Annotated in this window: 23 protein-coding genes; 6 read left to right on the top strand and 17 right to left on the bottom strand. The window is 41.7% G+C overall.

All coding sequences use genetic code 11. The features are described 5' to 3' along the window. Positions 1-262 precede the first annotated feature (262 nt). Positions 263-1144: a 50S ribosomal protein L11 methyltransferase gene (gene prmA / locus CXF80_RS11360; RefSeq protein ID WP_101032973.1), complete on the bottom strand. Its 882-nt coding sequence runs from the start codon at positions 1142-1144 to the stop codon at positions 263-265. Between the two features lie 446 nt (positions 1145-1590). Here prmA and CXF80_RS11355 point away from each other — a divergent pair, with 446 nt between their 5' ends. Further along, complete coding sequence (locus tag CXF80_RS11355; RefSeq protein ID WP_101032972.1) at positions 1591-2334, top strand: fumarate reductase cytochrome b-556 subunit; 744 nt, start codon at positions 1591-1593, stop codon at positions 2332-2334. A 491-nt stretch (positions 2335-2825) separates the two neighbouring features. Here the strand turns inward: CXF80_RS11355 and rho are convergent, their stop codons facing one another. Both rho and trxA read right to left on the bottom strand, forming a co-directional pair. Then, entirely contained in the window at positions 2826-4088 is a 1263-nt protein-coding gene (gene rho / locus CXF80_RS11350; RefSeq protein ID WP_101032971.1) for a transcription termination factor Rho, read from the bottom strand. A 223-nt stretch (positions 4089-4311) separates the two neighbouring features. Beyond that, a complete protein-coding gene (trxA, locus tag CXF80_RS11345; protein ID WP_101032970.1) occupies positions 4312-4638 on the bottom strand; it encodes a thioredoxin TrxA in 327 nt (108 codons plus the stop codon). Positions 4639-4791: 153 nt separating this feature from the next. Here trxA and rhlB point away from each other — a divergent pair, with 153 nt between their 5' ends. Both rhlB and CXF80_RS11335 read left to right on the top strand, forming a co-directional pair. Next, entirely contained in the window at positions 4792-6096 is a 1305-nt protein-coding gene (gene rhlB, locus CXF80_RS11340; RefSeq protein ID WP_101032969.1) for an ATP-dependent RNA helicase RhlB, read from the top strand. A gap of 3 nt (positions 6097-6099) precedes the next feature. After that, positions 6100-7041: a Ppx/GppA phosphatase family protein gene (locus CXF80_RS11335; RefSeq protein ID WP_101032968.1), complete on the top strand. Its 942-nt coding sequence runs from the start codon at positions 6100-6102 to the stop codon at positions 7039-7041. Between the two features lie 81 nt (positions 7042-7122). On the opposite strand, the gene CXF80_RS11330 is transcribed toward CXF80_RS11335, so the two are convergent. The 13 genes from CXF80_RS11330 to rraA form a co-directional block, all read right to left on the bottom strand. Continuing rightward, on the bottom strand, positions 7123-7674 hold the full coding sequence (locus CXF80_RS11330) for a thioredoxin family protein (RefSeq protein ID WP_101032967.1): 552 nt from the start codon (positions 7672-7674) through the stop codon (positions 7123-7125). A gap of 366 nt (positions 7675-8040) precedes the next feature. Further along, entirely contained in the window at positions 8041-9051 is a 1011-nt protein-coding gene (hemB, locus tag CXF80_RS11325) for a porphobilinogen synthase (RefSeq protein WP_101032966.1), read from the bottom strand. Between the two features lie 14 nt (positions 9052-9065). After that, the gene (locus CXF80_RS11320; protein WP_101032965.1) at positions 9066-10991 is read right to left on the bottom strand and encodes a sensor domain-containing diguanylate cyclase; all 1926 of its coding nucleotides are present in this window, start codon (positions 10989-10991) and stop codon (positions 9066-9068) included. Then, a complete protein-coding gene (locus CXF80_RS11315) occupies positions 10988-11806 on the bottom strand; it encodes a TatD family hydrolase (RefSeq protein WP_101032964.1) in 819 nt (272 codons plus the stop codon). The genes CXF80_RS11320 and CXF80_RS11315 overlap by 4 nt, the downstream gene beginning before the upstream one ends. 18 nt (positions 11807-11824) lie before the next feature. Continuing rightward, on the bottom strand, positions 11825-12358 hold the full coding sequence (locus CXF80_RS11310) for a hypothetical protein (protein WP_101032963.1): 534 nt from the start codon (positions 12356-12358) through the stop codon (positions 11825-11827). A 51-nt stretch (positions 12359-12409) separates the two neighbouring features. Beyond that, a complete protein-coding gene (gene tatC, locus CXF80_RS11305; RefSeq protein WP_101032962.1) occupies positions 12410-13168 on the bottom strand; it encodes a twin-arginine translocase subunit TatC in 759 nt (252 codons plus the stop codon). Positions 13169-13171: 3 nt separating this feature from the next. Further along, positions 13172-13585: a Sec-independent protein translocase protein TatB gene (gene tatB / locus CXF80_RS11300; RefSeq protein WP_101032961.1), complete on the bottom strand. Its 414-nt coding sequence runs from the start codon at positions 13583-13585 to the stop codon at positions 13172-13174. Between the two features lie 6 nt (positions 13586-13591). Further along, positions 13592-13867, bottom strand: coding sequence for a twin-arginine translocase TatA/TatE family subunit (tatA, locus tag CXF80_RS11295; protein ID WP_101032960.1), 276 nt, complete (start codon positions 13865-13867; stop codon positions 13592-13594). Between the two features lie 110 nt (positions 13868-13977). Beyond that, entirely contained in the window at positions 13978-15627 is a 1650-nt protein-coding gene (ubiB, locus tag CXF80_RS11290) for a ubiquinone biosynthesis regulatory protein kinase UbiB (protein WP_101032959.1), read from the bottom strand. Further along, a complete protein-coding gene (locus CXF80_RS11285) occupies positions 15624-16244 on the bottom strand; it encodes a ubiquinone biosynthesis accessory factor UbiJ (protein WP_101032958.1) in 621 nt (206 codons plus the stop codon). The genes ubiB and CXF80_RS11285 overlap by 4 nt, the downstream gene beginning before the upstream one ends. Further along, a complete protein-coding gene (gene ubiE, locus CXF80_RS11280; RefSeq protein WP_101032957.1) occupies positions 16244-16999 on the bottom strand; it encodes a bifunctional demethylmenaquinone methyltransferase/2-methoxy-6-polyprenyl-1,4-benzoquinol methylase UbiE in 756 nt (251 codons plus the stop codon). The genes CXF80_RS11285 and ubiE overlap by 1 nt, the downstream gene beginning before the upstream one ends. A 256-nt stretch (positions 17000-17255) precedes the next feature. Next, positions 17256-18284, bottom strand: coding sequence for a formimidoylglutamase (locus tag CXF80_RS11275; RefSeq protein ID WP_101032956.1), 1029 nt, complete (start codon positions 18282-18284; stop codon positions 17256-17258). 99 nt (positions 18285-18383) lie between these two features. Beyond that, entirely contained in the window at positions 18384-18869 is a 486-nt protein-coding gene (gene rraA, locus CXF80_RS11270) for a ribonuclease E activity regulator RraA (protein WP_101032955.1), read from the bottom strand. Positions 18870-19255: 386 nt separating this feature from the next. On the opposite strand from rraA, the gene CXF80_RS11265 reads away from it, so the two are divergent. From CXF80_RS11265 to CXF80_RS11255, 3 genes are all read left to right on the top strand, one after another. After that, positions 19256-19504 carry a YgjV family protein gene (locus CXF80_RS11265; RefSeq protein ID WP_101032954.1) on the top strand — a complete coding sequence of 83 codons (249 nt, stop codon included), beginning with the start codon at positions 19256-19258 and terminating at the stop codon, positions 19502-19504. A gap of 301 nt (positions 19505-19805) precedes the next feature. Continuing rightward, complete coding sequence (locus CXF80_RS11260; RefSeq protein WP_101032953.1) at positions 19806-20321, top strand: phosphatase PAP2 family protein; 516 nt, start codon at positions 19806-19808, stop codon at positions 20319-20321. 85 nt (positions 20322-20406) lie between these two features. Further along, a complete protein-coding gene (locus tag CXF80_RS11255; RefSeq protein WP_101032952.1) occupies positions 20407-21456 on the top strand; it encodes an MJ1255/VC2487 family glycosyltransferase in 1050 nt (349 codons plus the stop codon). A 70-nt stretch (positions 21457-21526) separates the two neighbouring features. On the opposite strand, the gene rsd is transcribed toward CXF80_RS11255, so the two are convergent. After that, positions 21527-21994 carry a sigma D regulator gene (gene rsd / locus CXF80_RS11250; protein WP_101032951.1) on the bottom strand — a complete coding sequence of 156 codons (468 nt, stop codon included), beginning with the start codon at positions 21992-21994 and terminating at the stop codon, positions 21527-21529. Positions 21995-22214 lie beyond the last annotated feature (220 nt).

Raw genomic sequence — 22214 nt, 5'->3', positions numbered from 1 at the left:
TCCAAAGGGGCGCTATAGTAGCCCTTTTTCACGGCTGTGAAAAGGTCAATAAATGACCTAAATGCAACTTTTTTGCTTGACTTTCATTAGCCGTCACATCTTTGACTAATAAATGAGGTTTTTCGACTATTTTTGAGCACTGGTGCGAGTTGCAGAGAGACTTTTTCTGTATCTAAGTGTCAATAATTGATGTTAATGACCTGTAAACGAGGACTGACGCACTCAATTATGGTTAATTGAGTGCGATTTTTCTGCGTGTTGGCTACTTGCGTACCCCAGTTAAGCGGCTCCAGTCTTCCTTGTTGCTAACGGGATCCATGATGAACCATTGGCTGTAGAAGTCGGATACATCTTGGGCTTGTTCTTGTAATAAACCCGAGAGTGCTAGTTTGCCACCCACTCTCACTTTTTCGGCTATCAATGGCGCGAGTTCTTTTAATGGGCCGGCAAGTATATTAGCGACTAATACATCGGCCTGTAGGTTAGCGGGTTGATCTTCTGGTAAATACAGTGCCAGTTTATCGACTACGTCGTTACGTTCAGCATTGGCTTTTGAGGCGTCAATGGCTTGATAATCAATATCAACACCAGTGACTTTCTTGGCACCGAGTTTAATGGCTGCAATGGCTAAAATGCCTGAACCACAACCAAAGTCGATGACTTCTTGGTTTGATAAATCAAGGCTATCTAACCATTCTAAACATAAGGCCGTTGTGGGGTGAGTGCCAGTACCAAACGCTAAACCGGGGTCGAGAATGACGTTAACCGCCGTCGGATCTGGAATTTTACGCCAGCTAGGACATATCCATAAGCGTTCACCAAATTGGATAGGGTGGAAGCTGTCCATCCATTCGCGTATCCAGTCTTTATCTTCTACTTGTTCAATTTTATGCTGAAAACCTTTTCCTAAAAATGGCATAGATTCTAAAAATTCGATTGTCGGCGCTAAGTCGGTACCTGCATCAAATAATGCAATCATTACAGTATCTTGCCACAGCGGAGTTTCTCCTAGCTTTGGTTCAAAAATAGGTTCGTCTTGGCCATCTTCGTAAGTGATACAAATAGAACCTTGATCCATTAATAAGTCGCCAAGCATGTCGGCGTTATCGCGATGAGTGTGAATGCGTAATTGGATCCAAGCCATGGGATTTTCCTAACTGTGGTAAAAGTAATATCAAATTGGCGCTCATTATACGCAAGTTATTTTAAGATGCTCGTGTCCATGAGTGTTTATTGGTTTTTAGCTCGGCGCAAAGGGGCACTTTACGGTTAAGTTTATGGAGCAAAAAAAGGCAATTGATGCAAAAGCATCTAGCCCGTAAATTTTTAAGCTAAAGAGTGGTCGCTTTTAGTTGGATCACATTTCAGAATTATTCTTTCGATTATTTCAACTGCTGAATGCTAGTGACTATAGTTAGTTAAATGTCAGTATCATTTGACTGTTTATTTGATTCTTTGTGTGATCGGCTTCTAACTACAGCCTAATAGTAGGTGAACATTATCACGGTTTGATTGTCGTTATTTGCAGCTATGCAACAACTCTTGATATGGTCAATGCTTGCTATTGTGCCTGACTGGAAGTGATGATTTATGGCTGCGAATTCTTTGCAAACTAAAGCCGGCAGTGGTGCCAATACTGCTAAAGGGTTTGCTAATCCCGTTTGGGCTGATCTAATAGATAAACTGCAAAGTCTATCTGGAGTGGTGCTTGGGCTTTTTTTAGTGATGCATCTGCAGTTTGAGTCGAGTCTTTTACTCGGTAAAGAAGCTTTTTATCAAGTGGCACAATTTATAGAAGGTGGCGTGTTCAGTGAAACCGATCATGGCTACTCTCTGTTGACGCAAATATTTTTCTGCTTTATATCATTAGTCGTCGCGATCCATGCGGTCCCAGCCTTGTGTCGTTTCCCTACTCAAATTGGACAATGGCGAGCTTTACGTAATCAAATGCGTTTTTTACCCCATGAAGAAACTAAAATCTGGTTTTGGCAAATGATCACTGGCTTTTTGTTGTTCTTTCTCGTCCCGATCCACTTTTTTACCATGATGACACCCCCTGAGACTGGCCCGTATCTTTCTGCTGAGCGGGTATATCACTTTAATACATGGGCGTCATATGTGTTGTTATTGCCCATCGTCACGATTCATGCGGTGTTTGGTTTATATCGAGTAGTGGTGAAATGGGGTTTGGTTGCGCACCGTTTTGCCATGCTCAAGTTTGCTAAGATGCTGTTTGGCTATTTAATGTTGTTAGGGATGGCAAGTATGCTGGTTTATATTATTCTCGGCCGTTCTCTGGGGTTACCTGAGGTGCCATATGTGTCGACGTTATAGGCAATGAAGATTATTCATATCGTCATTCAGTCAGGCACAAGCGCGAATAAGAGCGAAAGCAGGTACACGGTAGCAAGCGGTAGAATACGATAACAAGCGGTAAAATCGAATAAAAACCGGATAAGAGCTAGGTGCGAGATCGCTTCGCTGCTAGATGCTATAGGAGCTAAAGCAGGTAAATGGTAGCTAGCGGTAGAATACGATATCAAGCGGTCAAAGCGATGAATAGCGATAGCAAACGGTAAAGAGACTAAGAGACTAAGAGCTAGGTGCTTACGAGCTAAAAGCTAAAGCTGAAAATCGATATCAAGCGATGATAGCGATCCCTTCGTTTACTGAAAAAGCGAGATGCAGATTGATTTAATCGCTGCGAAGCGTACTAGTAGGACGAAGTCCGCTGCAGTTTCTAGCTACAGCTTATTATTATTTAAACAAAAAAATGCCGCTAAAGTAGCGGCATTTTTGTAATGATTTGGCGATTCAGTAAATAATTACTTCGCGCGTTTCATTGCGGTAAAGAATTCTTCGTTCGTTTTGGTCATAGCCAACTTATCGATTAAGAATTCCATTGCAGAGACCTCATCCATTGGATGAAGAATTTTGCGTAAAATCCACATTTTCTGAAGTTCTTCAGCTGTGGTTAATTTTTCTTCACGACGTGTACCTGAACGATTGAAATCAATCGCTGGGAACACACGCTTTTCTGCCGCCTTACGAGAAAGGTGTAACTCTTGGTTACCTGTACCTTTAAATTCCTCGTAAATGACTTCGTCCATTTTCGAACCGGTATCAACAAGTGCGGTAGCGATAATAGTTAAACTGCCACCGTGTTCAATGTTACGTGCAGCACCGAAAAAACGCTTTGGGCGGTGAAGTGCGTTGGCATCAACACCACCGGTAAGGACTTTACCTGATGATGGGATAACGGTGTTGTATGCACGAGCTAGACGGGTGATAGAGTCTAATAAAATGACTACGTCTTTTTTGTGCTCAACTAAGCGTTTGGCTTTTTCAATAACCATTTCAGCAACTTGAACGTGACGACTTGCTGGCTCATCAAAGGTTGAAGCAATAACTTCACCTTTAACCATGCGCTGCATTTCGGTCACTTCTTCAGGACGTTCGTCAATCAGTAATACCATCAACACCACATCCGGGTTGTTGTAAGTAATACTTTGAGCAATGCTTTGCAGTAATAATGTTTTACCGGCTTTTGGCGGCGCAACAATCAACCCACGTTGGCCTTTGCCTATCGGTGAACAAAGATCAAGGATACGCGAGGTGATGTCTTCTGTTGAACCATTACCACGTTCCATACGAAGACGTTCTTCAGCATGAAGTGGGGTTAAGTTTTCAAACAGGATTTTGTGGCGAGAACTTTCTGGTTTATCAAAGTTGACTTCACTGACTTTTAAAAGTGCAAAGTATCTTTCGCCTTCTTTCGGCGGTCTGATTTTACCAAAAATACTGTCACCAGTACGCATGTTAAAACGGCGAATTTGGCTTGGTGAAACATAAATATCGTCAGGACCCGCAAGGTATGAGCCATCTGAACTTCTTAAAAATCCAAATCCGTCTTGGAGGATTTCTAATACACCGCCACCGAAAATGTCTTCTCCGCTTTTGGCGTGAGCTTTCAAAATAGAGAAGATGATATCTTGTTTACGGGTACGAGCCATATTTTCCAGATTCATGCTTTCAGCAAGAGAAACTAGATCCGAAATTGGCGTGTCTTTTAATTCTGTTAAATTCATGTATGGGAGTCTTGTGTTGCGCGACGAAGCTAACCGCAATCAATCAGTAGGATTGAAAAGATATTTTATGATTGATAAGCGAGAAGAGGTTAAGTTGAAAAGATCTGATGAATAAATTAGCACTATATACGTTGGGCGTCCACAAATTTAGGCTAAATATTATTTTAAAGCGGCACAAACTGTTTAAAACTTGTGCCGATTAACATTTTTAGGCTATTTCTACTTAGATTTTAGTGTCGATAAACTCTTTCAGTTGTGTCTTTGAAAGTGCGCCAACCTTGGTTGCCACTAGTTCGCCACCTTTGAACATTAACAATGTTGGAATACCGCGGACGCCGTATTTCGCTGGTGAAACGCTGTTTTGGTCTACGTTTAGTTTTGCCACGGTCAGTTTGCCTGCATACTCTTCAGCAACGTCGTTTAGGATTGGGGCAATCATTTTACAAGGACCACACCATTCAGCCCAGAAGTCGACTAATACGGGTGTTTCAGACTTTAATACGTCGTTTTCAAAGCTGTCATCGCTTAGGTATATAATTTTATCGCTCATGTTGTTCTCCGGATTTGGTTCCATTGCTAGTTTATTAATGGCTTACGATGTATATTGGGTCAGTTAAATAGCTTTTCAAGAGACCGTTTTAGTAATGTAGCTATTTCAAACGATCGAATCTTTTTTTGCAACCCCTACAGGTATGCTTGTGCTATGAGCCAAACACATTTATCGACCCAGAAATTCGCCGACTTCCCTTTAAAGCCCGAAGTACTAGCGGCGTTAAACGAGAACGGCTTTGAGTTTTGTACGCCAATACAGGCGTTATCTTTACCTATTTTACTTAATGCAAAGGATATTGCCGGACAAGCCCAAACAGGTACCGGTAAAACCATGGCCTTTTTAGTGGCCACATTTAACCATTTATTAACCGTTGCTGCACCTGAGGGGCGCAAAGCAACCGAACCTCGCGCTATTATTATGGCGCCAACACGCGAGTTAGCAATACAGATTGCTAAAGATGCCAACTTATTAGCGGCACATACAGGCTTAAGAGTCGGTATTGTTTACGGTGGCGAAAGCTATGAAACTCAACGCGCTGTATTGGATAAGGGTGTTGATATTTTAATTGGTACCACTGGACGTATTATCGATTACGTGCGTCAAGGTGTCATCAGTTTAAGCCACATTCAAGCCGTGGTGCTTGATGAAGCTGACCGTATGTTCGATCTGGGCTTTATTAAAGACATTCGCTTTTTATTCCGCAGAATGCCTGATGCTAAGTCACGCTTGAATATGCTGTTTTCTGCCACGCTGTCGATGAAAGTGCAGGAATTAGCTTATGATCATATGAATGATCCTGAGAAAGTTGAAATCGAACCGTTAGAAAAAACCTCTAAAAATATTAAAGAGGAGATTTTCTATCCGTCGATGGAAGATAAGATGCGATTATTATTGAGCTTAATCGAAGAAGATTGGCCTGATAAAGCAATTGTGTTTTCGAACACAAAACACAGCTGTGACAAATTGTGGTCTTATTTAGAAGGTGACGGTCATCGAGTCGGTTTATTAACTGGCGATGTACCACAAAAGAAGCGTATTCGTATTCTTGAGCAATTCACCTCTGGTGCTATCGACGTTTTAGTGGCAACAGATGTCGCCGCGCGCGGGTTACATATTTCTGACGTTTCACACGTGTATAACTATGATTTACCAGATGATTGTGAAGATTATGTTCATCGTATTGGTCGAACAGGTCGGGTGGGACAAAAAGGCGTTTCAATTAGTTTTGCTTGTGAAGAATACGCAATGAATTTACCTGAAATTGAAACCTTCATTAACCATTCGATTCCCGTTTCTAATTATGATCGTGATGCACTATTAGATGATATTCCGCCTCCGGCACGTATTCATCGTAAGCCTCCTACATCTCGTACGCGTGATGGCGGAAGTAAAGGTGCGCATCGAAGTGGTGGTAATACTTCGCGTCCACCACGTCATAGGACTCGTAGACCATAGTCAATGCCATTGCTAACTGTATCTCAACCCTATGCGGCGATAACACTAGGCTCTAACAGTTTTAATATGTTGGTGGCTAATTCGGTAGGTAATAAACCGATTGTTATCGCTAAATATAAACGTAAAGTTCGCCTTGCCGAAGGTATTGGTGATGATGGCATTTTGTCTGAGCATGCTATGCAGCGTGGCTTAGCGTGTTTGGCTATGTTTGCTGACATGCTGGCGCAACATCATATTAATAGTGATAATGTGGCTGTATTTGCTACAGCTACCTTGCGGGTTATCCGTAATGCCGATGAATTTCACCAAAGAGCGATGCCTATTTTTCAGCATCAAATTGAGGTCATTTCGGGGTTGCGAGAAGCTGAGCTTATTTATCAAGGTATGGTTGCCACGACTAAAGGTAAGGGACGCCGTTTAGTTATTGATATTGGCGGCGCGAGTACCGAGTTTATTATCGGTGATGGGAGCCAGGTGCTGTTTAAAACCAGTTTGCCAATGGGCTGCGTGCTATTTAATCAACGATTTTTTAGTCAAGTGCCAGTTAACATCAGCGACTTTGAACAGGCTATAGATTACGTTAATACCATGTTGGCACCACATCGTCCTCAATTGCTCGACTTAGGTTGGCAAAGTGTTGTGGGGGCTTCTGGAGCCGTTCAGTCAGTGGTGTCGGTGTTACAGCATCGACAGCTCTCCGAGGTGATGACTCTAGATGTTTTGTATGCTTTTCGAGATGAAGTATTATCGCAATCGGATGCCAGACTTCGAGGGATTAAAGGCTTAAATGCCGAACAAGCGCCCACTTTTTCCGCGGGAGTGGCGATATTAATTGCGTTGTTTGAAAGTTTATCGATTAGTCGCTTACATCTTGCTGGTGGTGCACTTCGCGAAGGCGTGTTGCAACTGCTAGCCGATCGTATTGCTGCATCAGCCAGAGGTTGAATGCAAGATAATATAATGGCCGTAATTGAATAAAAAAAGGTCGCACTTATGCGACCTTTTTTATGCTTAAACGATTAACCATTACTGTAATATTTTGACTAAATCGGCTTCTAAACTGACCGTAGGTCGTTCAACAATACGGCCCATTTCTTTGCCTTGTTGATGCACAATAAAGGTTGGAATTCGGCTGAATGCATATTTTGCCGCAAGCCCTTCAGGATCCTGCTTATTGCGATCGACTCCAATGTATTCAACTTCAATGTTGGGATTGGCTACGGTTTCAATAATTCGCATAAAGTGCGGTGTTTCTCGATGGCAATCAGGACACCAAGTGCCAATGATAACCACAATTTTTGTCGGTTCTTTGATTGCCTTAAGTACATCAATTGCACTTGCATCAACTTGATAGTTAGCAAAGCCTTCAGCATAGCCTGGCAATTCACTCGCTATCGTTTGTGATTGGATCACGCCGGTTAAAATCACTTCTTGTTTCTCCTCGCTGCATGTGGCAATAAAGCCTTGTTGATCTTTTTCAAACGCGCAACCTGCATTTGCAGATACGACCATAGGTAACATTTGAGTACTGAAAAAGAGTGCGGTTGTTGCCAATAAAGTTCTAACGCTATTGTTCATGATAATGTCTCATTTAAGAAGTGAAGACTGTACTGTAAGGCATACTCAGTATGGAGTAATAAATACTCTTAAAACAGCTATTTGCATCTCTTTTGCGCAATCCATTGACCTGTTGTCGGGTCATTTTGCCTTGTTAGCAAAACGAATGACAAGTTTGATATGAAATAGGTCAAATATTGTGATTTTAGCTTGCTTACTCCACCCCGTAACCCAATTTGAGGTTAAGTATTCAAGCATGCTTAAACCTGAGTGTTAAGGGGACATGTTTGATGATGCAAACTAGATCACGTTAATGAGCCGATAGTGGTACAAGATGAAAAAGCCAATCCGATAGAGATTGGCTTTAGCAGAACTTAAACGGTTGAATTACTTTTGCTCTTTCAGCCACTGTGCTGCACGTTTAGCAAAGTAGGTCAGAATACCGTCTGCCCCTGCGCGTTTAAAGCAAAGTAATGATTCCATCACGATGGCTTTTTCGGCTAACCAACCGTTTTGAATAGCGGCCATGTGCATGGCGTATTCACCGCTGACTTGATAAGCAAATGTGGGTACGGCTAATTCTGTTTTGACCCGGTGTACTATGTCTAAATAAGGCATACCAGGCTTAACCATCACCATGTCAGCTCCTTCTTGGATGTCTAATGCGACTTCATGCAATGCTTCGTCGCTATTAGCGGGATCCATTTGGTAGCTGTGTTTATTGCCGCCTTTTAAATTGCTAGTTGAGCCGACTGCATCACGGAAAGGACCATAATAGTTTGATGAATATTTAGCCGAGTAAGCCATAATCTGGGTATTAACAAAGCCATTTTCTTCAAGGGCTTGGCGAATTGCACCAATACGACCGTCCATCATGTCTGATGGCGCGACAATATCTGCACCCGCAGCAGCATGTGATAGGGCCTGTTTAACTAAAACCTCAGTGGTGATGTCATTTAGGATATAGCCAGTATCATCGATGATACCGTCTTGGCCGTGAGTGGTATAGGGATCTAAGGCTACATCAGTCATGATACCAAGCTGCGGGAATGCTTGCTTTAATTCGCGTACAGCACGCTGTACCAAGCCATCGGGATTATAAGACTCTTCAGCAAGTAAGCTTTTCTTATCGACAGGTGTAACGGGAAATAGTGCGATAAGCGGAATGCCTAGTTCAACAAGTTCGGCGGCTTCTTTTATCAATAAATCAACCGAGAAACGCTCAATACCTGGCATTGAGGCGATTTTTTCTGAGCGTTGAAAACCTTCTAAGACAAACATCGGATAAATAAGATCGTTAACCGTTAAGGTATTTTCAGACATTAAACGACGGCTAAATTCATGTTTACGCATGCGGCGCATTCTGCGCTGTGGGAAGGCACTGGTAATAATATTCACTTTCGACTCCTGGTTTAGATCTGGTCTGTTTCGAGCTGGTAAGAGCAGACTTTATTTCGGCCGCTGCGTTTAGCTTGGTACAGGGCTTTATCTGCTTGTTCTAGTAATAATAATGGATGTTGATCACTGTCTATAATCGCCTCGCTCACACCAATACTGACCGTCATTGATATCGTGTGCCCATTATGGACAACGGCGAGTTCGCTAATGGAACGGCGAATTTTCTCTGCAACGAGTAAGGCGCCTTCTTTATCAGTGCAAGGTAAAATAATAGCAAACTCTTCACCGCCAAAACGTGATACGAGATCCGTTGGACGCTTTAAATATTCACTCAGTGTATTCGCAATCGCTTGTATTGTGAAGTCACCGGTAAGATGACCATATTGATCATTAATATCCTTAAATTTATCGATATCAATCATTAACAAGGACATTGGTGACTGCTGACGACGACTAATACGACCTTCGGCGATTAAGCGTCGGTCAAAAGCACTGCGGTTTTTTACACCTGTCAGGCCATCAATGGTATTTTGTTCCGTCAACTTTTGGTTGGCCTCATTGAGCTCACGTAAGGTCATCTCTAATTCCAAGGTGCGCTCTTGTACCATCTGCTCAAGTTTTTCATTATTTTCGGCTTCACTTCGCAGGGCTTCTTCGCGAGTTTCACGAAGTCGTTGAGCTTGTGCTAATGCCTGTTGTTGGATTTTAAATTTGGCCTTACGTTCGTCATTGTAGCGCAAGGCGAGCACTGCAGCCATGGTGAGCACTTCAAAGGTGAGTCCTATCATGATGGGCGTTTGTGGCGACATATCGGGGGTGAATAAGCCGATATAAATTAATCCGGTAATAATGCAACCAATCATTAATCCCATACGACCTATGGCATATAAAGGTGCATTTCGTTGGCCACCAAAGGCTTGAATTAATGAGAAAGCCATTAAAATGGTACAGATAGTTAACACCACAAAAGCCAATATGTATAACGCAGAGCTGTAATTAATAAACGGCATAATGACCGTTAAACTGAAACAAAGTACAGCCATGATACGACAAAGGTATAGCATTTTTAAATTATGATATTTGAGCTGCAATACTTTTTCAGTAAACATCAATGAACATCCCAGTGTAAGTGGGATCACAATGATAAAAATATATTGTTGCATAAAGGGCCATTGAGGCCACAAATACCGAAAGGAGACGCCATACAGAGACGCCGTCAATAATGTTAACCCCAGTACATAACCGCTGTAATAACTGTAACTATATGATGTAGATGCAAGTGCGATAAATAAACTGAACAGACAAATAGCGAGTAATAATCCTATTTGCATGCCATTAAATAAGTTTTTAGTTTCAGTAATTTGAGTCAGGTCATTGGATGACCACAATACCAGAGGTAGCCTAATACTGCCTTTACTGTCTATTTTGATGTAAAAAGTGTGGGTTTCACCTGGCTTAAACTGGACAGGATATAAAAAAATATTACTTTGTAATGGACGGTGTTTAAACGCAAGTGTGTCACCCATTATTTCTGTGCTGACGAGATCACCATCAATCATATGGTATATTTTGATACTGTCGAGCAAAGGGTTGTCTAAAGCAATAATGCGTGACAAATGGTCATTGGGGTTAAATATACTAAAACTCAGCCAATAATTTTCAATGCCTATCTTGTATGGTTGTTTAGGGTTGAGTTTTTGCCAGGTATTTCCAGGTTGTTGTAATAATCTGGCTAACGTTTCAATATCATCACTTTTGTTGGCGTAAACCCAGTCTTGCAGTTCAATTTTGCTAATCGAATCCGACGTGAGCCTCAGTGGCATAGTGGTTAATGTATCAGCCCAATTGCTGTGGCTAATCAAGATTAAACACATCCCAATTAATACCCTTGGCTTATATCGATTAAGTTTGCGCAAAACCTCAGCTATTATGGTGTTCATAAATGGCTGCTCAGGTGTTTATTTGCGGGTAATTGGAAAAAATCACGACTATTTTTATAGCATGCTTGCGCTAATGATGTAGGCGATTGCTGGCGTAAATTTGCCATATACTCAACAATATAAGGTAAGTATTGAGGTAAGTTTTTACTCGATTTAGGTTTTGGTCGCATACTGCGCGGTAGTAAATAGGGACTATCTGTCTCTACCATTATACGGTGGTCGGGGATCAATGGTACTAGTCGTGCTAGTTCTTGTCCTCGGCGCTCATCGCAAACCCACCCTGTAATACCGATATGCAAATCAGCCGCTAAGCATTCGATTAACTCATCTTTACTGCCAGTAAAACAGTGTAATAAGGCATTAGGGAGTAGAGCTCTGTACTCATTTACAATGGCAATGAAGTCCGCATGTGCTTCACGACAATGCATCAGCACTGGCATATTGAGTTCACAAGCCAGCTCTAATTGCGCTGCAAATACTTTTCTTTGGGCCGGACGCGGTGAAAAATCGCGATTATAATCAAGCCCACATTCACCAATAGCAACCACAGTGTCTTGCCGAGCGAGTTGTGTTAAACGCGTTTTGCTGTGTTCGTTCCAAGACGATGCATGGTGTGGATGAATACCTGTGGTGCAGTAGAGCTGTTGTGGATATTGTTGGCAGGTGTTTATTGCTTCGGCACTTTCATCGAGATCGCTGCCAATAACAATTAACGGCGAAACATGGTGTTTCGCCGCGTCATTGATAATAGTGTCAATGTCGTGCTTAAGTCTGTCACTAAGCAGATTAACTGCAATATCGATGTATTGAGTCATGAGATCAAAGTGCTGTAGTTACTTTAATCGTCTAACTCGGGTCGTCGCATTACGATCATCAGTGCCTAGCAGAAATGAATTCAAGGCACCGGTTTCAATAAAGATGCGTTGACCTTTATCGACTTTATAACGCTCAGGACTACTTTGTTTCCAAACTTGACCATTAGTAAAGGTGATGATTAATTCGCCATATGGCGCTTTTTTAACTGCAGATACTTCAAAATAAACTTTATCGACTTCATCTTCTACCACTTTCGTTTTTAAGCCAAAATCATCAACACTGAGTACTTGAGGGCTTGCAACTAATGGTGCTACAACATTAGGTGTAGCTGGCGGTTTTGGTACCTCTGATGGAGCAACCTTAGTTGTATTTGTCGTCGTCATTATATGAGCGCTAGGTTTAGCATTAGCGGCTAACTCGTCATAACAAATTAGCCGCTCGAGCTTGTCCGTTTTAGCGGCACAGTTAGACAATTGCTGACCAAGATTAGTATTGGCATATGCATTAGCCGACATCAATATGATCCCAGCAACAATTAAACTTAAACGCATTTATTCTTCCTTATTATTTGCTTCTTAGCCCGTAGAGGCTTCCTTTATCGCTTAATCATCAGCTTTTTCATTTTCTTGCTCGTCTTCTTGCTCGTCTTCTTTTTTGCTGTAAAAACGTGCGGCTATTAGGCCACCTTCAAACAATAACAACATTGGTATTGCTAGCATAGTTTGCGAGATGATATCGGGTGGCGTCAGTATCATGCCAACAACAAAAGCTCCTACAACAATATACGGACGTTTCTGGCGTAACTCATCTGGTGTGGTGACACCAGCCCAGCAGAGTAAAACCACGGCTACGGGGATTTCAAAGGCTAAACCAAAAGCAAAAAACAGTTTTAGAATAAAACTTAAATAACTGCTGATATCAGTAGCGACTTCAACACCGTCAGGGACTACGCTGGTAAAAAACCCAAAAACAACAGGGAAAACAATATAGTATGCGAAGGCAATTCCAAGATAAAACAGCAGGGTACTGCTGGCTAATAAGGGAAAAACCAAACGTTTTTCATGTTTGTATAACCCCGGTGCAACAAAAGACCACACTTGGTAAAGTACATAGGGAATTGCAATGAAGAATGCCAACACGAGTGTTAGCTTGAACGGTGCAAAAAAGGGAGCTGCAACATCAGTTGCAATCATACTGCCCGTTTCAGGTAGAGATCGCATCAATGGTAGGGCGATATAGTGATAAATATCATTAGCCCAATAAACCATAGTAATAAAGACGATTAACACACTGCCAATGGCTTTGAGCAATTTGTTGCGTAATTCAAGCAAATGGCTAATAAGCGGTTTCTGTTGCGACATGAATTACCCGTTAGATTTAGGAGTTGAACTGCTTTCGCTGGTCATTTCGGATGACTTAGCTTCTGCGACAGAAGGAGACTTGTCAGGTGATGATTTTGGCGCCACAGGGGGTGTGTCTTCAACTTTGTACGGTCGATTCACAGACTCAGCGGCTTTCTTCAACTGATCAATTGACTCTTGTAACTCGGGAGACAAATTGGCTAAACCTTTGCTTTCAGCTTTTTTTAAATCAGCATGTAACTGATCAATTTTAAGCTCTTGTTCAAGTTCATCTTTGACAGAGTTAGCCATGCGCTTAAGCGCGCGGATCCAACCTGTTATTGAACGTACTGCAACCGGAAGTCTTTCGGGGCCAAGTACTACTAGCCCCAAAATACCGATCAGCAGCAGCTCCATAAAGCCGATACCGTCAAACATAATAAATTACGCCTGTTTATCTTTAGATTCAGGTTGCTTTTCTGCAGCCTGTTGCGAAGTCGCTGCAGTCTGATCATTGCCTTCTAATGATTTATTTTCATCTTCTAATGATTTCTTATCATCGTCTAATGATTTATTTTCATCTTCTGGAGTCATGGCGTTTTTAAAGCCTTTTACTGCTCCACCTAAATCACCGCCCAAAGAACGCAATTTCTTAGTACCAAATAATAAAATGACAATTAACGCTACAATTAGAAGCTGCCAAATACTGATGCCGCCCATGAAGATTATCCTCTTTAAATAAAAAATAGTTTTTGTATAAAAGTTATTTCAAGGTTCACAATACCACCCAATTCTTTAAGTATTATGAACCTCTAATTATATAGTGCTAGCTAAAATTTACGATTCTTTGGCATAGATCGCCATCCTATCGCCCAAAATAGGCAGCCAGAAGCAATGCAGGTGTATGCTAGCCACAGTGTAGCGTTTTGAGTAAATAATATTGTGCCGCAGATCAACAAAACTGCGGACGTGATTAACAGGTAGTTGCTTTTGTGTGATTTATGCTGGTATTTCAGGTATTTATCTAGCATTTGTTGCTGAGTTCCGAGTAATTTACGACCTAACTTTAAGTTGTCGTAAATCAATTCAGGAAACTCGGGGAGTTTGTCCGCCCAAAACGGTGCATTTGATTTTACTTTGTTGAACAGAGCTTTAGGACCAACCTGTTCAGACATCCAGTTTTCGAGGAACGGTTTTGCGGTTTGCCATAAATCTAATTGTGGATATAACTGACGGCCTAAGCCTTCAATATAAAGTAAGGTTTTTTCCAGCAACACCAGTTGTGGTTGCACTACAATGTCAAAGTGGCGCGCGGTTTTAAAAAGTTCCAGCAATACATGGCCAAATGATATTTCATCTAGTGGCTTGTTGAACATAGGTTCGCATACCACTTTAACAGCTTGTTCGAAGGCGATGATGTCTGTGTGTTCAGAGACCCATCCGGATTCAATATACAACTGGGCAATACGGTGATAATCGCGATTAAAAAAGGCTAAAAAGTTTTCCGCAAGGTAGCGTTTATCAACCTCGGTTAAGGTGCCCATAATGCCGCAATCTAGACCAATATAAAATGGGTCGTCAGGATGTTCGCGGCTGATAAATATATTACCAGGGTGCATATCGGCATGGAAAAAATTATCCCGAAACACTTGAGTGAAAAACAATTCAACACCGCGCTCGGCTAGCAGTTTAAAGTTGGTGCCTTGGGCGCGTAGCGCTTCTGTGTCAGAGACAGGAATACCGTAAATACGTTCCATGACCATTAATCGTTTGTAGCTATGTTCTTCGTAAACAAAAGGCACGTATAAGGAGTTTGAATCAATGAAATTATTGCGCAGTTTTATGGCGTTAAGAGCTTCGAGTTTAAGATTAAGCTCGCCTAAAATGGTGGTGCGGTAATCTTCAATCACTTCAGCAGGACGTAAGCGATTACCATCACCTAGTAATGTCTCCAGTATGTTAGCTGTTTGGATCATTAACTGTAAGTCAGCTAGAATTTGCTGCTCAACATTTGGACGTAAGACTTTAAGCACTACGTCTTTGCCGTTGGATTTTAACGTCGCGGTATGGACTTGTGAAATAGAGGCTGACGCCAATGGTGTGTCGTCAAAATCATCAAAATAAGTGCTGATTGGTGCTCCAAGCTCCGCTTCGATGGCTTGACGTGCTAACGCTGAATCAAATGGTGGCACTCGGTCTTGCAACATGGCCAATTGGTAAGCCCATTCGTCGTCAAGCAAATCACGGCGAGTCGACAGCATTTGCCCTAGTTTGATGTATACCGGACCTAAATCTTGCATCGCCAGCTTTAAGCGTTCGGCAGGTGATTTATTTTTATGTTTATTACGGATCCAAAATAAACCGTTGCGCAGAATTGAGAAATACCATGGCTTTTTGTGTCGAGGAATTAAATCATCTAAGCCAAAATGCAGAATGGTCTTAATGACATGGTAACCACGCCTGATACTTGCAGTTGTCATTGAATGATTTGATCTCTTAATTTGGCTATCTTTGCTTCGATACGTTCGGTTTGGCTTACCAGTTCATCCAGATTATCACGAAAATGCAGCCATTCAATTTTATGCGGTGCCAGACGATATTCTTCGGTTGTTAACTGGCTGATGTGCGACCGTGTTTTTTGTATAACCTGCTTTATATCATGGCTAAATTGTTTGGCGCTAGTGACAATTCTATGGGTCGGAGCATCACCTATGTAGCGTGATAATGGTTCGGCAAAATCAATATGAATGTTCTGTAAATAGTGGCTTAACGATTGAAGTAATTGAATATCACCTTCCAAACTGAGTTTATCTTGTTTGATGAGCTCAGTTAAGTTAGCGCCTTCAGTGAGCTGATATAAGGTGGATACATCAGCCCGCACCGTCACGGCTACGTCACCTTCATAATGGTTGAGTACTTGAATTTGCTTAGCAAATACTAAATAAAGCGGCCAATCTAGCTGGCTCAACTGGATACAAAAAACTTTGCCGTGCAATGATTTCTGGCGAGCATAGTCATTTTTAGCCTGTGCTGGCAGCTGGTTAAAAGCGGTTTCAATGGCTGCACAAGTTAACAAAGCAAAGTGATTAGGCATCATTAAAACTTATAACCTCTATGTAATGCGACAACACCGTCTGTCATATTGGTGTAGTCAACTTGTTCAAACCCAGCATCTATCATCATTTGTTTAAGTGTTTCTTGATCAGGGTGCATACGGATGGATTCGGCAAGGTATTCGTAGCTGTCGGCATCTTTAGTGATTAGAGCGCCCATTTTTGGCAATACCTTAAAGCTATACATGTCATAAACTTTACGCATTAATTCATGTTTAGGCGTAGAGAATTCAAGCACTAATAGTTTTCCGCCAGGCTTTAATACTCGTTGCATGGAGCGTAATGCGGCATCTTTATCGGTTACATTACGTAAACCAAAAGCGATAGTAATAATATCAAAATGGTTATCTGGAAACGGTAATGCTTCAGCATTTGCTTGCACATAACTGACGTTGTTGACGATGCCTTTGTCACGTAATTTGGTTCGACCGACTTTGAGCATAGAATCATTAATATCGGCAAGAACGACTTGACCTCGATCGCCTACTAAATGGGAAAACTTAGCAGTAAGGTCACCCGTTCCACCGGCTAAATCAAGTACTTTCATACCTGGTCGAGCAGCAGCGACTTCAATGGTGTGACGTTTCCAAAAACGGTGAATACCAAAAGACATCACGTCATTCATAATGTCGTATTTTGCCGCGACGGAATGAAACACGTCAGCGACTAACTCTGCTTTTTTATCGGCTTCGACAGTTTTATATCCAAAATGAGTATTTTTTGGTTCGCCTTCAGACATCGGTATATTCCTATAATGAGCGATAATTAATAGTAAGTGTATGCCATTGCTAATGATTGCTGAAATGCTCTAGTGTGATAGTGTGACAACTATCAATTAGCGGTCTCACTTTACACCCGATGTACATTTCACATCAACTTGAACGCAGCAATGATCTTCGTGTCGATTAGCCCCAGTATACATCAGCAGTTAAGGCTAAAAAATTGCCCTGCATTAGAGCATATAATTAGCATTTAATGAATAGCGTCCACAGATCCTAATTCAAACAAGTTAATCTTCCCTGAATATAAGCATAAATTAGCTCACTAAGAGCTTGACCTGCATCACGATAACCCGCTTCTACCCCCGCGTGATGGCATGCTGGGGCGGTTTCTGCAAAATGAGCGTAATGGCATGGACAATGCCTAGCAATATAATGCACATAATGGCATGCATCGAGTAGTGGAATACCGGCAAATGTGGCCGCGCTGCTGGGCATATTAGTGATGACATCGACATCGAGTTCTAGTGCCACTGGCAGTTGTGTTTGATTTAACGATATCGCTATTTGCTTTAATACCGTGTCGAGCTGCAGTTCACGACGAACCCAAATTTGTTGAAAGCTGTGCCATGTGGCGCCAAAAAGACTTAGTTGTTCAAGGGTGACTTCGCTGTTTTTTAATTCATGTAATCCGAGAATATGATAATGATCGAGGGCGCCATTGGCGGCTGCATAACTAAATCCATTACCGCTGTGGCGACCTTCTCGTGGTCTAAAGTCACTGTGCGGATCCAGATTGACCGCTGCGACAGGTAACCCTGTGGTGGCTTTTGTGGCCATTAATAAACCGTAAGCGTTATTATGTCCGCCGCCAATGACGATGGGTTCTAACCCTGCTTGCATGATTTGACTGATCGCAGCGATGACGATGCTATCTAATTGCGCTGTTGCTTGACGTAATTGTTCGATAGTCGCTGTTGCAGGCAATGGCGTGTCGAGACTGATTTGGCCCAAAATGGCACATTCGTTGCCATTAAGAAATCGATTGGACTGTAAATTAAGCAACTGCTTCATACTGGTGACAAAGGCATCATCTGCTCCACCTCGGCCTAGATTGGCCCGTGGTCCTACATCTTCTGCAATGGCAATAATGGCAAACTGTGCGCCAGAAGACTTAGCATCGAGCGCATTTTGCCCTAATGACAGTTCTGCGGATGCCAGATAAACCTGCTGGCCTATTTTTGTTTCATTAGGGCGTAAGCTTAATAATGTATCGCAGTGCTGTTGAGTAAATGCGCTAAACATGATTGTTCTCCAAATTACAGCCATAAAAAAAACCAGCATAGCTGGTTTTTAAAGAGATAGTCTGCCAGCTTTTACAAAGCGAAGTTGGCTATGACGTTGTTATTCAATATCTAATGGTTCTGGAGATAGAATAACACCGGTATTATCAGCGTAAATATGGTCACCAGGTAAAAAGGTCACTCCACCAAAATTAACTGGAATTTCGATTTCACCCACACCGTTACTTTCAGCACCGACAGGGATCGAAGCAAGCGCTTGAATACCAATATCAAGTTCTTCAAGGGCGTCAACATCACGCACTGAACCGTAAATGAGAATACCTTCCCAGTTATTGGCAACCGCTATTTCAGCAATTCTAGCGTCAAGGAGCGCGCGTCGTAATGAGCCACCACCATCAACTAATAATACTTTACCTTCACCGTCATCTTGTAGAGCATCAGCAATAAGGCCATTGTCTTCAAAACACTTAATCGTACTGATTGAGCCACCGAAGGAGCTGCAACCACCATAGTTACTGAACATTGGTTCGACGACATCGACTACATCTATATACGTGTCGCAGAGTTCTGAGGTGTTGTATTCCATATTTCACTCCTGTAAGACAGCAAAGGTAAATTGCTGGGTAAAGCAAAGTTAAATGAATTATATGAGCTTTTTATGAAAATAAAAGTCTTATTAATCACTGGATTGTTATAAATCAACTTATGGTGTTACTTATGCGCAGATGACACATTGACCTAAATAGAGAACGGGGATCAGATTTGGAAGTAATTTTCTTTCAAATTGAACAGATTAGCCGATATATGTTGATATAAGTCATCATAATACGTTTTTTAATTACATTTATGCTCGCCAGTTTGTTAGCATATTGATAAATTAATTAATGTAAGTTTACAAAATAATGCTAGCTTTAGGGGCACGGAATCCTCGTTACGCTTACGGAAGGCAGAGGGCCTGAAATAGAGGTTCTTATGGAAAATATCAATATTATTGAAATCTTAGGTTATGCTGCATCCGTTATGGTGGCCATTTCACTAATGATGAAAGACATCGTTTTACTCAGATGGTTAAATTTTGTCGGTTGTTCTTTTTTTGTCGCCTACGGATATGCAATCGAAGCTTGGCCAGTTGCGGGCATGAATGCTTTTGTAGCATGTATTAACATTTTTCACTTAATTAAGATTTATCGTAATAAAAGCGCAAAGTCGCAAACTGCATAAATGGCACAGAAAGTGTTTCTGTATCGTTTACGATAAACAAATGCTGTTTATGTCTCCTCTTAATATGAATAAGAGGGGGCATTTTTTATATCATCCATCCGCGTCTTCGCAATACACTTGGTTTATATCATCACTTCTCGACTCACTTAGCTGTCATAAAACTTTAGACTAACTGTCACCTCGTGTTCATTATCCCTGTCTATTATCTAAACTGTTAACAAATTAATAACGTTAGTCGGGCAATTATGACCGGGTAAAGATAGAGTAATTGATATTCCTGACGTTTGGCATGGAGTTAAGCATGAAGATGAATATCAGCCAGTTAGATAAATATTGGTTTTATTGGATCGTGCAATTTAGCCGAGATAACGGCCTAAATCAGGCCGCTAAGCGCGTATCTGCAACAGGTGATGGCCACTATTATGTTTACTTATCTGTTGCGCTATTGTTTTTTCATCCTAACGGTCAGTACTTCTTTAATTTAGTGTTGGGCAGTTTTGTGGTTGAGTTTCCGTTGTATTTACTGCTAAAAAACAGTATTCGGCGTCATCGTCCTTGTCACGCTTTAGTGGGCTTTGAGTCAGGTTTTGAGCCGTCGGATAAATTTAGCTTACCTTCAGGGCACACTGCTGGTGCCTTTGTATTGGCTAGCGTGGTGGAGCTGGTGTTTCCTGCCTTAGCACCAATAGCGTTTGCTTGGGCTTGTTTTGTCGGCTCATCGCGAATCGCCCTAGGGGTACATTATCCTTTGGATATTATTGCTGGCGCAGGGCTGGGTATGGGATCCGTATTACTTGTTGAGCAACTCATGTTTTGATAACTCATGTTTTCATCGCTCATGCAGTAATGAGTGCAGCATGTTTCCATCTTGATAATTCAGCCGTTGAGGATTGTAAGCCGAAATGAAAATTTTGTATGGAGTTCAAGGCACCGGGAATGGTCATATCAGCCGCGCGCGCGTGATGTCTAAAGCGCTTAAGCAACATAATATCGATGTCGATTTTCTATTTTCAGGCCGTACACCGCAATATTACTTTGATATGCAATGTTTTGGCGATTATCAGACCCGTAATGGCATGACATTCGTGACCGAAAATGGTCGCGTTAATACAATGAAAACTGCCAGATGCAATTTAACGACGGCCATTTTTTCTGAGATTAAGCACTTAGATTTAACGGGTTACGATTTAGTGTTAAATGATTTTGAACCCGTGAGCGCCTGGGCTGCGAAACAACAACATGTGCCTTCGATAGCCATTAGTCATCAGGCTGCATTACAATATCCTGTGCCTAAACAGGGTAACAATTGGTTTAACGAGTTTTTACTGAATCATTTTGCGCCTGTCGATATTGCTTTAGGTTGTCATTGGCATCACTTTGGTTTTCCTATTTTACCTCCTTTTGTTGAGGTGTCGCCCAATGGTGGTGATCATAGCCATCAAATTTTAGTGTATTTACCGTTTGAAGATGCCGATCGTATTGCGGCATTTTTAGCTCCATTTGATCAATATCACTTTTTTGTTTACCACAGCATGCAACCTTTGCAAGAATTAGCCGAGCATATTCATTGGCATGGCTTTGATCGTGAGGGTTTTAAACAACACATGGCCCAATGTGGTGGGGTGATCGGCAATGCTGGCTTTGAGTTAGCCAGTGAGGCGATGACCTTAGGTAAAAAATTATTGGTGAAACCTTTACTGGGGCAATTTGAACAATCGGCTAACCTTGCTGCGTTACAATTACTTGCGGTGGCAGAGAGTATGCAAACTTTAGATCCAACCGTGCTTAAGCGTTGGTTAAAAAACCCATCACCTAAGCCGATTGCGTATCCACAGGTGGGCGATGCATTGGTGGCCTGGTTAAAAATGGGCGATTGGCATCAGCCGCAAGATTTATGTCAACATTTATGGTCACAAGTTGAGCTGCCTGAAAACTGGCATAAACGGCAATAACCTTAGGTGTAATCAAGGGATCCGCATTAAAAAGTGCGTAACAAATCGCACTTTTAATGGGCTGCCTCAATTAAGGAAGACGTTGGTAAAGGAGTTCTAGAAGCTCATCTTCTAATTCGAAACGCGACTCCATGGCTTGTGCTAAATGAGATAAATCGTTGTCGAGCTGATACAGCACTTGTTCGTCAGATGCATCGGTATATTTATCATAAAAATCCAACGCAGTATCTGTGCTTTCACTAATGCGCGGTAATAAGCCATTGGCTGTTTCTATGCTCGACTCACCAAACCTTTCACAAGCTTTAACAACGTTGTTGTATACCTCAAAGTGGCCTTCAGAAACATAATCAACTAATTGGGCACAAAACTGTTTCACTTGATCCATTTTTGGAAGTGATTTTTCGCTGCGAGAATAGGGTGCTAATCCTGCAACAATAAAATATTGGATCAATAATTTGCGGCGATTACTTATCCATTGATCGATTAAATTATGAGCACCGCCCCAGCGTCTTTCTGCTTTTTCTAGTTTTGTTAGCATGTCTTCTCTCTAATTGGCAGTCTTTATGTAACCACTAATGTATTGGACAACGTGTATTATGATCAACTGTTTTATTTATATTTGCAGTGGACCGACCCTTTAGGATGAAAAAAGAAACGGCATAACGTGGATAATAAAAAACCCCGTGATAGGCATGCCATCACGGGGTAACTAAGTTTTCAAAGGCTCGATTTGTCGTGCTTCTTGATTGTTCTTGCTA

This window comes from Shewanella sp. Actino-trap-3 (assembly GCF_002836275.1).
In the GTDB taxonomy this organism is placed as follows: domain Bacteria; phylum Pseudomonadota; class Gammaproteobacteria; order Enterobacterales; family Shewanellaceae; genus Shewanella; species Shewanella psychromarinicola.
Note: the sequence above shows the minus strand (reverse complement) of the source record. Positions and strands in the feature narration are given on the sequence as shown.

What these genes read in the sequence shown, in the direction of transcription:
- CXF80_RS11320 (WP_101032965.1), bottom strand. Translation starts at nt 10,991, where the DNA reads ATGAACACCATAATAGCTGAGGTTTTGCGCAAACTTAATCGATATAAG.
- tatC (WP_101032962.1), bottom strand. Translation starts at nt 13,168, where the DNA reads ATGTCGCAACAGAAACCGCTTATTAGCCATTTGCTTGAATTACGCAAC.
- CXF80_RS11315 (WP_101032964.1), bottom strand. Translation starts at nt 11,806, where the DNA reads ATGACTCAATACATCGATATTGCAGTTAATCTGCTTAGTGACAGACTT.
- CXF80_RS11310 (WP_101032963.1), bottom strand. Translation starts at nt 12,358, where the DNA reads ATGCGTTTAAGTTTAATTGTTGCTGGGATCATATTGATGTCGGCTAAT.
- CXF80_RS11330 (WP_101032967.1), bottom strand. Translation starts at nt 7,674, where the DNA reads ATGAACAATAGCGTTAGAACTTTATTGGCAACAACCGCACTCTTTTTC.
- CXF80_RS11285 (WP_101032958.1), bottom strand. Translation starts at nt 16,244, where the DNA reads ATGATGCCTAATCACTTTGCTTTGTTAACTTGTGCAGCCATTGAAACC.
- tatB (WP_101032961.1), bottom strand. Translation starts at nt 13,585, where the DNA reads ATGTTTGACGGTATCGGCTTTATGGAGCTGCTGCTGATCGGTATTTTG.
- CXF80_RS11255 (WP_101032952.1), top strand. Translation starts at nt 20,407, where the DNA reads ATGAAAATTTTGTATGGAGTTCAAGGCACCGGGAATGGTCATATCAGC.
- CXF80_RS11260 (WP_101032953.1), top strand. Translation starts at nt 19,806, where the DNA reads ATGAAGATGAATATCAGCCAGTTAGATAAATATTGGTTTTATTGGATC.
- prmA (WP_101032973.1), bottom strand. Translation starts at nt 1,144, where the DNA reads ATGGCTTGGATCCAATTACGCATTCACACTCATCGCGATAACGCCGAC.
- CXF80_RS11265 (WP_101032954.1), top strand. Translation starts at nt 19,256, where the DNA reads ATGGAAAATATCAATATTATTGAAATCTTAGGTTATGCTGCATCCGTT.
- trxA (WP_101032970.1), bottom strand. Translation starts at nt 4,638, where the DNA reads ATGAGCGATAAAATTATATACCTAAGCGATGACAGCTTTGAAAACGAC.
- rraA (WP_101032955.1), bottom strand. Translation starts at nt 18,869, where the DNA reads ATGGAATACAACACCTCAGAACTCTGCGACACGTATATAGATGTAGTC.
- ubiB (WP_101032959.1), bottom strand. Translation starts at nt 15,627, where the DNA reads ATGACAACTGCAAGTATCAGGCGTGGTTACCATGTCATTAAGACCATT.
- ubiE (WP_101032957.1), bottom strand. Translation starts at nt 16,999, where the DNA reads ATGTCTGAAGGCGAACCAAAAAATACTCATTTTGGATATAAAACTGTC.
- CXF80_RS11355 (WP_101032972.1), top strand. Translation starts at nt 1,591, where the DNA reads ATGGCTGCGAATTCTTTGCAAACTAAAGCCGGCAGTGGTGCCAATACT.
- CXF80_RS11275 (WP_101032956.1), bottom strand. Translation starts at nt 18,284, where the DNA reads ATGTTTAGCGCATTTACTCAACAGCACTGCGATACATTATTAAGCTTA.
- rhlB (WP_101032969.1), top strand. Translation starts at nt 4,792, where the DNA reads ATGAGCCAAACACATTTATCGACCCAGAAATTCGCCGACTTCCCTTTA.
- CXF80_RS11335 (WP_101032968.1), top strand. Translation starts at nt 6,100, where the DNA reads ATGCCATTGCTAACTGTATCTCAACCCTATGCGGCGATAACACTAGGC.
- rsd (WP_101032951.1), bottom strand. Translation starts at nt 21,994, where the DNA reads ATGCTAACAAAACTAGAAAAAGCAGAAAGACGCTGGGGCGGTGCTCAT.
- rho (WP_101032971.1), bottom strand. Translation starts at nt 4,088, where the DNA reads ATGAATTTAACAGAATTAAAAGACACGCCAATTTCGGATCTAGTTTCT.
- tatA (WP_101032960.1), bottom strand. Translation starts at nt 13,867, where the DNA reads ATGGGCGGCATCAGTATTTGGCAGCTTCTAATTGTAGCGTTAATTGTC.